The following is a 10178-nucleotide window of genomic DNA, read 5'->3' as shown; positions in this document are numbered from 1 at the left end:
GGGTGTCAGGGACCGCGCCCGTCTGGATGCCGAGCAGCTTTTCCCGGATGGCCATGGTGGTTTCCCCGGCCTTGGCATCCTCGGACCCAATGAACTCCGTGGTGTCCTTGAGGACCCCGATCGGGGTGATGACGGCGGCAGTACCGCAAGCGAAGACCTCGGCAATCGCGCCGGAGGCAACGCCGTCGCGCCACTCGTCCAAAGTGATCTTGCGCTCGGTGACTTCGCGGCCCATGTCCTTCGCCACCTGGATGACAGACATCCGGGTGACTCCTTCCAGGATGGTGCCGGTGAGCGCGGGAGTGACCAGCGAGCCGTCCTTCATCACAAAGAACACATTCATGCCACCCAGTTCCTCGACGGCGTTGTCATTGAACTGGTCCAGGAAGAGCACCTGCTTGCAGCCGTTGGCTTCGGCCTCCTGCTGGGCAATAAGCGAAGCCGCGTAGTTTCCGCCGCACTTCGCTGCCCCGGTACCACCACGGCCTGCGCGGGCGTATTCCCGGGAGATCCAGATGGACACAGGCTTGAGTTCGCCGCCGAAGTAGTTGCCGGCCGGCGAAGCGATCACCCGGAAGGAAACCTCGCGGGCCGCCCGGACACCCAGGAACGCCTCGGTGGCGATCATAAACGGCCGGAGGTACAGGGCTTCGCCGTCGCCGGCGGGAACCCATTCCTTGTCGGCGGTAACGAGCTCCCGGATGGCCGCGAGGAAGTACTCTGCCGGCAGTTCGGGAAGTGCGAGCCGGCGGGCGGACCTGTTCAGGCGCGCGGCGTTTGCCTCGGGGCGGAACGTCCAGATGGAAGCGTCAGCGTGCCGGTAGGCCTTGAGTCCTTCGAAAATCTCCTGGCCGTAGTGCAGCACTGCAGCTGACGGGTCCAGGGAGATCGGTCCGTAGGCTTCCACCCGGGCATTGTGCCAGCCGCCGTTGCCGTTCTCGTCCACGCTGTAGTCGACGATGGCGGTGTGGTCGGTGAAGTGATGGCCGAATCCCGGGTTGGCCAGGATGGCTGCACGCTCCTCCGCAGACTTCGGGTTGTCCGAGAGCTGCTGCGTAAATTCGACGCCGTGGGCAGTCTGAGTCATGGTTCCTCCACGATCGGCCGCCCTGGCTTCAGCATTGAACGGCAAGGCGGCATTTGGTGATTCGAGACAAGCTTACGCCCGTTGCCGCCAGCCCCAGGCGCGGCTACAGGCCGGCGGCGATGGCGTCGCCCACCGCACTGGTGCTGCGTGCCCCGCCGTCGCGCTTTTCGACGTCGGCAACAACTGCCGCCTCGATCCTGCGGGCTGCGCGGGCGTAGCCGAGATGGTCCAGCAGGAGCGCTGCGGACAGAATGGCGGCGGTGGGGTCAGCCTTGCCCTGGCCGGCGATGTCGGGGGCAGAGCCGTGGACCGGCTCGAACATCGACGGCGCAGTGCGGTCCATATTGATGTTCCCCGAAGCCGCCAGCCCGATGCCGCCGGTGATGGCCGCGGCAAGGTCGGTGAGGATGTCTCCGAAGAGGTTGTCGGTGACGATCACATCGAAGCGGGACGGGTCCGTGACCATAAAGATGGTTGCTGCATCCACGTGCAGGTAGTCGTGGGTGACCTCCGGGAACTCCTGTGCCACGGCCTCCACCGTCCGCTTCCAGAGATGCCCGGCGTAGACCAGGACGTTGTGCTTGTGCACCAGGGTGACATGCTTGCGCTCCCTCGCGCTGGCGCGGCGGAAGGCATCCCGGACAACGCGCTCAACGCCATGGGCGGTGTTCAGCGAGACTTCGGTAGCCACCTCCTGGGGAGTTCCGGCGCGGAGGGTGCCGCCGTTGCCCACGTAAGGGCCTTCGGTGCCTTCGCGGACCACGATGAAATCAATAACGCCGGGATTGGCCAGGGGGCTGCCCACTGTTCCATAGAGCCGAGAGGGCCGCAGGTTGACGTAGTGGTCGAGGCTGAAGCGGAGCTTCAGCAGCATCTCGCGCTCGATGATGCCGGACGGAATGCGGGTATCGCCGGGAGCTGCACCGACTGCCCCAAACAGGATGGCGTCCCGGGTCCGAAGATCCGCCAGGACGTGGTCCGGCAAAGTTTCGCCCGTGGCCAGCCAGTGCTCCGCGCCGAGCTTGTAGTGCGTCTGCTTGAGCTCGACGCCCTCCGAGGCGACAGCCTTTTCCAGCACCTTAAGTGCTTCCGCAATGACCTCGGGGCCAATGCCGTCGCCAGGAATAACTGCAAGATCGATGGAGGATTCGCTCATACTTTCAGCGTAGCCATGACATCCACATGCTGGTCAAGCTGTCTCAGCATCCGAACACTTTCGGAGGCACGGTGCTGGAAACGGCGATCGCCCCCTCATTTTTCCTGGCGGAAAGTGAGAGAGCGTCGCGGAACAATCCACATCAAGTGAGAGAGCGTCAGGCCTCAGCAGGCTCCTCGTACTTGGGGAACACCGGGGACGGAGCCGGCAGTGCCGTCCCGGCCGCAATCGGCGTTCCGATCGCGGTGAACTGGCGGGCATCCCCTTCCGGCTGGCCGAGGCTGCCAAGGAGCGCCGCTGTTGCGGCCGGCATGACCGGCTGGGCAAGGATGGCCACGATCCGCAGGACTTCAAGCGTCACGTAGAGAACCGTGTTCATGCGTTCGACGTCGGTCTTCCGCAGCACCCAGGGCGCCTGCTCCGCAAAGTAGGCGTTCGTGTCACCAAGGACGCCCCAAATCGCTTCGAGCGCACGGCTGAACTCCTGCTTCTCGAAAGCAGCCCGCGCAGCGTCGAGGAGCCCTGCGGCCTGGGCCAGGATGGCGTTGTCCTCCGCCGTGAATTCTCCCGGAACGGGAACCTTGCCGTCGCAGTTCTTTGCCACCATGGACAGGGAGCGCTGGGCCAGGTTTCCGAAGTTGTTGGCGAGGTCCGCGTTCATCCGGCCAACGATTGCCTCATGGTTGTAACTGCCGTCCGCACCAAAAGGCACCTCGCGGAGGAAGAAGAAGCGCACCTGGTCAAGGCCGTACTGCTTCACGAAGTCGGCCGGGGCTACGACGTTGCCCAGCGACTTGGACATTTTCACGCCGTTGTTGTTCAGGAACCCGTGGATCATCACCCGCTTGGGCAGTTCCAGGCCGGCGCTCATCAGGAAGGCGGGCCAGTAGATGGCGTGGAACCGGGAGATGTCCTTGCCAATAATGTGGACATCGGCCGGCCAGAACTTCCGGAACTTGACCGAGTCGACGTCCGGGTAGCCAACGCCGGTGAGGTAGTTGGTCAAGGCGTCCACCCACACGTACATCACGTGCTTGTCGTTGCCCGGAACCGGAACACCCCAGTCGAACGTGGTGCGGCTGATGGACAGGTCCTCAAGGCCACGCTTCACGAAACTGATGACTTCATTGAACCGGTACTGCGGGGCGCCGAACTCAGGCTGGGCCTCGTAGAGGGCCAGCAGTTTGTCCTGGTAGGCCGAAAGGCGGAAGAAGTAGCTCTCCTCCGCCGTCCACGTCACCTCGGTGTCCGTCTCCTTGGAGTAGCGCACGCCGTCGTCCTTCACCACGGTGTCGTCCTCGCCGTAGAACGCCTCGTCCCGGACGGAGTACCAGCCCTCGTACTTGGAGAGGTAGATGTCGCCGTTGGCCTCCATCTTTTTCCAGATGGCCTGCGAGGCGGCGTAGTGGTCCTCGTCCGTGGTCCGGATGAAACGGTCGTACGTGATGCCCAGGGCGGAGTGTGCCGCCTTGTAGACCTCTGCGTTCCGGTCCACCAGTTCCTTGGGTGTGATGCCTTCCTTTTCGGCGGTCTGGGCGATCTTCATCCCGTGCTCGTCCGTGCCGGTCAGGAACATCACGTCATAGCCGTCCAGCCGCTTGAAGCGCGCCATGGCGTCGGTGGCAATGTACTCGTAGGCGTGGCCGATGTGCGGCACGCCGTTGGGGTAGGTGATGGCCGTGGTGATGTAGAACGGCGTTTTCTCTGAAGCAGTCACGTGCGGACGTTACCTTCGGTGCGGAGGGACAGGCTAGATCAGTTCGGTCAGGGAGTCGCTGAGCCGGACGAGTTCGTGGTCATGCGAAGCCACCAGGACCGCGATGCCATCCGACGTGGTGTCCTTCAGGATGCTGATGATGCGGTTTGCGGAGGCACGGTCCAGGCTCGCGGTGGGTTCGTCCACCACCAGGACCCTGGTTCCCAGGATCAGGGCACGGGCGATGGCGACGCGCTGGCGTTCACCGCCGGAGAGCTGGGCGGGGCGGTGCCGCATGCGGCGGCCCAGGCCCACGAGGTCCAGCAGGTCCTTGGCCATGTCCCGGCGCTGGTCCACTTCCCCGTCCGGAACAGCCGGCAGGAGGACGTTCTCCAGCGCGCTCATTCCGTCAATGAGGGCGCCGCCCTGGTCCACATAACCGATAAGGGCACGACGGCGGTCGGCGATTTCGTCGTCGCCCATGCTCTCAAGGGAGTCACCTTCCCAGAAGACACGGCCCGACGTCGGCAGGGTAAGCCCCGCGCCGACCGTCAGGATGCTGGTCTTGCCGGAGCCGCTTCGGCCTGCGACGCAGTGCATCTCGCCGGCGTGCAGGGTGAGGTCGAAGCCTTCCACCACGCTGACTGCCTCAGCGCCACCTTTGCCGCCGCCGTAGCGGATGGTGATGTCGCTCAGTTCCAGCGGGGTGCCGTGGTCAGCGGCCTTGACGATGGTGTTGGCGCGCGTCTGCAGGGGGACGTCGCCGGAGCCGCTCCTGCGGCTCCGCTGGACATTGGTCTGGTTTGTCATTGGACCACTTTCGTTGCAATCGGTATCCAGCAAAGTACAGCCACGAGGCCGGCCACGCCTGCCCACAGTGCCGCATAAGGGGCGAGCAGCAGGCCAATGCCCAGGGCGCCGAGCACGCCCAACGGCAGCGCTACGGTTCCCACCAGCGCGTTCTCGAACAGGCGGACCTGGCGGAGCATGTCCGGGTTCCACCCCATGGCTTCGAGGATCCCCAGGTACTGCCGCTTGGCGTTGAGTTCAAACCGTCCGGTAACCAGGGTCAGCACCAGTCCCACGACCACCCCGGCAAGCGCCAGGAGAATGCTCGGCAGCGCCACACTGGCAGCGGCGAGCCCGCTCAGCGCACTGGCGCCGGCCGCGCGGGGAATGTCGATCAACAGCGCGATGAGCCCGCCGACGGCTGCCCCGAAGACGCCGACGGCAACAGCCAGGGCGAGGGTGTTGAACTTGTTGGTGCTCAGCTGGCGGTTCGCGAAGGTCAGGGGCGAATCCACCGGTATGAGGCGCTCATCATGCTGCGGCTCCTGGTCGATGACGTCGCGGTGACGCAGCTGTTGCGCCGCGAAGAACGCAGCGCCGGCGTAGAGGACCAGGACGGAAACGCACACGAGGGCTGTGGTGAGGCTCCAGCTGACCAGGCTCAGAACGAGTCCGGCAACGGCAAGCAGTACCGCGCCCACACCGAATTCCTCCAGCACCCAACTACGGATACGGCGCTGGGTCCACCCCATGGCGCGCAGTGTTCCTGCCTCGCTCCGCCGCTTGCGGATGTAGCTCACGGTGGAAGCACCAGTAAGAAGCGCTGCACCGCAAAGCGTCAGGAAGAGCAGCGTGACGTTCGTTCCGGAGAGGGACCCCGTCACGGCGTCGGCTGCATTCTGCCTGACCCATGACTGCTGGACAGTTCCCAGGGCGGATTCCTTGCCGGCGTCGTCCTTGGAGTAGCCGGGGACGAAGATGCTGGCGTCCTCGCGGGCAGAACCGGCAACAATGATGGCTTCCAGGCCCATGTCGCGGATTTCACTTGCGAGCTTCTCCACGTCCGGCTGGGCTTCCTTCCAGCTGCCGGGCGCATCGGCCCGGACACGGACGGCGTCGATGACCGCGGCGTTGTCCTTGTAGCCGCGGGCAGCGGCCAGGCCGTAGTAATCGGTGATGGCGCCTGCGGACTGGCTGGCAAGGCCGGTGGCGCTCAAGGAAGGTTCAAGTTCAGCAGCCGGGACGTCCTTACCTTCGGCGTCCTTGACCATGGTGAAGGGAGTTGGGTCGTAGCCGCCCAAGGGAAGCTTGTTAACGTCCCCGGCAGCCTCTGCCACCGCGGAAGGATCAAATGTTCCGTAAACCATGGCAAGGGGAGCTGCTGCCTTTTGGTCCCCCGTGTCCAGGTTTTCACGGTAGGAGCGCTCGTCGACGGGCTCGCGCTGGGTCTGGTCAACGGGAGTGCCATTGGCGCTCTTTTCGGGCAACCGGTTGACTGTGACCCATTCGCCAGGTACCGCGTTCTTGCCGACGGCGCCATTGGCCGCAGCCTCGCCGTCGGTGTATGTCGGGGCCGCAGCGAAGTCCGTGCTCCACTCAGCGGGAGTGTAGAGCCCCTGGTTGAAGTTGCCGGTGGCTCCGAGCAGGGAGGTGTGATCTGTGGATCCGGGCCACGAGAGAACGAAAGGATCCTTGGAAACAAACGGGAGGTAGTCCTCCCCCAACGACTGGGAGACTGTTCCGACGTCCTTGACTACCTTGCCGGCGTCGTCGATTTCCTCGATCTTGACGTTGTACTTCAGGTCAAGGGACGTGCCCGAGCGCACGATGAGGGGAATGGCCTGGGAATCGGTCGTCAGCTGGCCGTTCCGCTTGGCCTGCTGGTACTGCGTCATCAGGGGTGCCCAATACTTGAGCTTCACACCCAGGAAGTCCGGGCCTTCTTCCAGCTCATCCAGGCCGATGCCGTTGGTGAAAAGGCCTTCAAAGTAACGGCCGATCGCACCGGCGTCCCGCGCATCAGCGGGCGGGGCCTTTTCCAGCGGGGCTAAAAAGTCACCGGCAGAACCGAGCAGGGCGCGCTCGGCAGCGGGATCGACGGCGACCACGGATTCCGTGACCTCCGGCGCGAGGGGCAGCGACACTGACAGGTTGAACAAGTTGTGTTCGGAACCGCCGGCGGGGGCGGCGAACTTGATGCCCGTTTCACCTTCGGGAGCGGCGATGCGGGTGCTGTTGCCGCCGTCTGCCCGTTCTTCCACAAGCTTGGCTTTGCCCAGGGTGCCTTCGGCGGTGGACTTGAAGAGTGTCTGCTCTGAGACGCCGTCGGAGCTCACTGCACTGGCAGTCAGCCGGTACTTCTTGACCTCGTCGCTCAACACGGACTCGGCGGCGGGCCACTCAGCCGGGGCGGTAGCCCCGGCGGCCTGGTCCGCCGTCGCAGTGCCTGCGAGCCCCGCGTTGTAGCCAAGGTAGTCCATGGCGTCCAGCCGCGGGGCCTCAAGGTTCTGCGTCACCCGGGACACAAGGCTGATGGGCGCTGCCACCGAGGTTCCCGACAGCTTCCGTATGGCCTCCAGCTGTTCGAAGCTGATGCCGCCGGTGCCGTTGGCGATCTCCGGCTGCAGCAGCGCACCCGAGGGCGCCTTCGCCTGGACCAGGACATCGTAGAGTCCCCGTGAATTTTCATCCACTGTCCGGCTGAGCGCGGCCTGCGACTGGCTTTGGACGAGGACCGACAAGCACATGGCTGCGATCAAGATGGCCGCGGTCAACAGCAGCACTTTGCTTCTGATGAACCTCTGGACGGCGTTCATTGAACTCCCTGAAACCTGGATTGCGTGCGCACATTCGAAACCGCGCGGGGCGGACGTGGACGATCACGGACGGATGTGCAAAAGGTATTGGCCGGCCTGCCGGCCCGGTCCTGTTCGAGGACCCAGCCATTGTAAGCAGACCGGCCAATCATACGTGGCCCCGCGGGGACGCGCCGAGCGGAGGGTGGCGGTACGGCGTTTCGGCCGACCGAAGGTTAGTCCTCGAGGTCCACTTCGCGGACCATCTCGGCCCCGATGCCGGCCTTGATGGCTTCCAGGACCTGCTGGGGTACGGAGCTGTCGATGGTGAGCAACGCGAGCACCTGGCCGCCCTGGTCGTGGCGTGCCACCTGCATGCCGGCGATGTTGATGTTGTTCATGCCCAGGATGTGGCCGATGGTCCCGATGACGCCGGGACGGTCGGTGTAGGCAACCACCACAAGGTGCTCGCTGATGGGGATTTCAACTTCGAAGCCGTTGATGCCCACCAGCTTTTCGATCTGCTTGGGCCCGGTCAGGGTGCCGGCCACGGAGATCTGGGTGCCGTCGCTGAGGGCGCCGCGCAGGGTGAGGACGTTGCGGTAGGACTCGGTTTCCGGGGTGGTGATGAGGCGGACGTTGATGCCGCGCTGCTCGGCAATTACCGGGGCGTTAACGTAGGAAACCTGCTCCGTCACCACGTCTGCGAAGATTCCCTTAAGAGCCGCGAGCTCCAGGACCTTGACGTCCATCGACGAGATCTCGCCAGCCACCTCGACGTCGAACTGGGTCAGGGAAGCATGGGTAAGGGCGGTGAAGATCCGGCCCAGCTTTTCGATCAGCGGGATGCCCGGGCGTACGCCGGGGGCTATGACGCCGCCGGCGACGTTGACAGCGTCGGGGACGAGTTCGCCGGCCAGTGCCAGGCGGACGGACTTGGCAACCGATACGCCGGCCTTTTCCTGTGCTTCGTCCGTTGATGCGCCGAGGTGGGGGGTGACCACCACGTTGTCCAGCTTGAAGAACGGCAGGTCGGTGCTGGGCTCCTTGGAGAATACGTCCACGCCGGCACCGGCAATCGCACCGTCCTGGAGGGCGGTGAACAGCGCCTCCTCATCCACCAGGCCGCCGCGTGCAACGTTGACCACGTAGGCCGTGTTCTTCATCTTCTTGAAGGCGTCCGCACCAAGCATGCCTACGGTCTCAGGGGTCTTGGGCATGTGGATGGTGATGAAGTCGGACTGGGCCAGGAGCTCGTCGAGGGTCACCAGCTGCACCCCGAGCTGCGCTGCCCGGGCGGAGGTGATGTAGGGGTCGTAGGCAAGGATCTTGGTGTCGAAGCCCTTCAGGCGGGCCGCGACGAGGGCACCGATCCGGCCCAGGCCGATGATGCCAATCTTCTTTTCGAACAACTCGATGCCGGTGTACTTGGACCGCTTCCACTCGCCGTCCTTGAGGGCTGCGCTGGCCTGCGGGATGTGGCGGGCAAGGCTAAGGATGTGGCCCACGGTGAGCTCGGCAGCGGAAACGATGTTGGACGTGGGGGCGTTGACCACCATCACGCCGGCCTGCGTGGCGGCCCTGATGTCCACGTTGTCCAGGCCTACTCCTGCACGGGCGATAACCTTCAGGTTCTTCGCGGCGGCAATCGCCTCAGCGTCCACCTGGGTGGCAGAACGGACCAGGATAGCGTCGACATCGCTGATGGCAGAGAGCAGCTGGGAGCGGTCAGCTCCGTCGGTCTGGCGGATCTCGAAGTCCGGTCCGAGGGCCTCGATAGTGGCGGGGGAAAGTTCTTCGGCGAGCAGTACTACGGGTTTTGACACGGCTGATCCTCTGCGTTGCAGTCCTGGAGATGGAAACAAGTCTAGGCCGACGGAAAGGCCGGGCTCACATTGTTAAGTGTGAACCCGGCCTCACTGCTGCCTTTATGATGGCGCCTACGCGGCAGCCTTAGCGGGCGGCGGAACCTTCAACGTAGTCCACGTCCTGCTGCTGCCAGGAGAACAGGGAACGCAGCTCGCGGCCAACAGCCTCAATGGGGTGCTGCTCAGCCTTGGCGCGCAGTTCCTTGAACTCGACGCCGCCGTTGTCCTGGTCTTCGATGAAGCGCTTGGCGAAGGCACCGGACTGGATGTCGGCGAGGACAGCCTGCATGTTTTCCTTGACTGCAGGGGTGATGACTCGCGGGCCGGAGACGTAGTCGCCGTACTCCGCGGTATCGGAAACGCTCCAGCGCTGCTTGGCGATGCCACCTTCCCACATGAGGTCAACAATGAGCTTGAGCTCGTGGAGCACCTCGAAGTAGGCGATCTGCGGCTGGTAGCCTGCCTCGGTCAGGGTCTCAAAGCCGTACTGGACCAACTGGGACACGCCGCCGCAAAGGACAGCCTGCTCGCCGAAGAGGTCCGTTTCGGTCTCTTCGGTGAAGGTGGTCTTGATGACGCCGGCGCGGGTACCGCCGATTGCCTTCGCGTAAGACTTGGCCAGGTCCCAGGCGGAGCCGGAAGCATCCTGTTCGACGGCGATGATGTCGGGAATGCCGCGGCCGGCCTCGAATTCGCGGCGCACGGTGTGGCCCGGAGCCTTCGGGGCAACCAGGATGACGTCAACACCCTCGGGGGCCTGGATGTAGCCGAAGCGGAGGTTGAAGCC

7 protein-coding genes are annotated in these 10178 nt (G+C 64.4%); all 7 read right to left on the bottom strand.

Features of this window, described 5'->3' with window-relative positions; all coding sequences use genetic code 11:
• On the bottom strand, window positions 1–1087 hold a 1087-nt coding region (locus tag AC5RWX_RS25895; protein ID WP_494099145.1), incomplete at its 3' end, for a branched-chain amino acid aminotransferase.
• A 103-nt stretch (window positions 1088–1190) separates the two neighbouring features.
• A complete protein-coding gene (locus AC5RWX_RS25890) occupies window positions 1191–2243 on the bottom strand; it encodes a 3-isopropylmalate dehydrogenase (RefSeq protein WP_494099144.1) in 1053 nt (350 codons plus the stop codon).
• A gap of 157 nt (window positions 2244–2400) precedes the next feature.
• Entirely contained in the window at window positions 2401–3960 is a 1560-nt protein-coding gene (gene metG / locus AC5RWX_RS25885; RefSeq protein ID WP_494099143.1) for a methionine--tRNA ligase, read from the bottom strand.
• A 33-nt stretch (window positions 3961–3993) separates the two neighbouring features.
• Window positions 3994–4749: an ABC transporter ATP-binding protein gene (locus tag AC5RWX_RS25880; protein WP_494099142.1), complete on the bottom strand. Its 756-nt coding sequence runs from the start codon at window positions 4747–4749 to the stop codon at window positions 3994–3996.
• Window positions 4746–7544, bottom strand: a complete 2799-nt coding sequence (locus AC5RWX_RS25875) for an ABC transporter permease (RefSeq protein WP_494099141.1) — start codon at window positions 7542–7544, stop codon at window positions 4746–4748. The genes AC5RWX_RS25880 and AC5RWX_RS25875 overlap by 4 nt, the downstream gene beginning before the upstream one ends.
• 215 nt (window positions 7545–7759) lie before the next feature.
• Entirely contained in the window at window positions 7760–9349 is a 1590-nt protein-coding gene (gene serA / locus AC5RWX_RS25870; RefSeq protein ID WP_494099140.1) for a phosphoglycerate dehydrogenase, read from the bottom strand.
• 127 nt (window positions 9350–9476) lie between these two features.
• Window positions 9477–10178: ketol-acid reductoisomerase (ilvC, locus tag AC5RWX_RS25865; RefSeq protein WP_494099139.1), on the bottom strand; the 702-nt coding region annotated here is incomplete at its 5' end.

This window comes from Arthrobacter sp. SPT-J7 (genome assembly GCF_059089965.1).
This window is presented reverse-complemented; position numbering and strand designations above follow the sequence as displayed.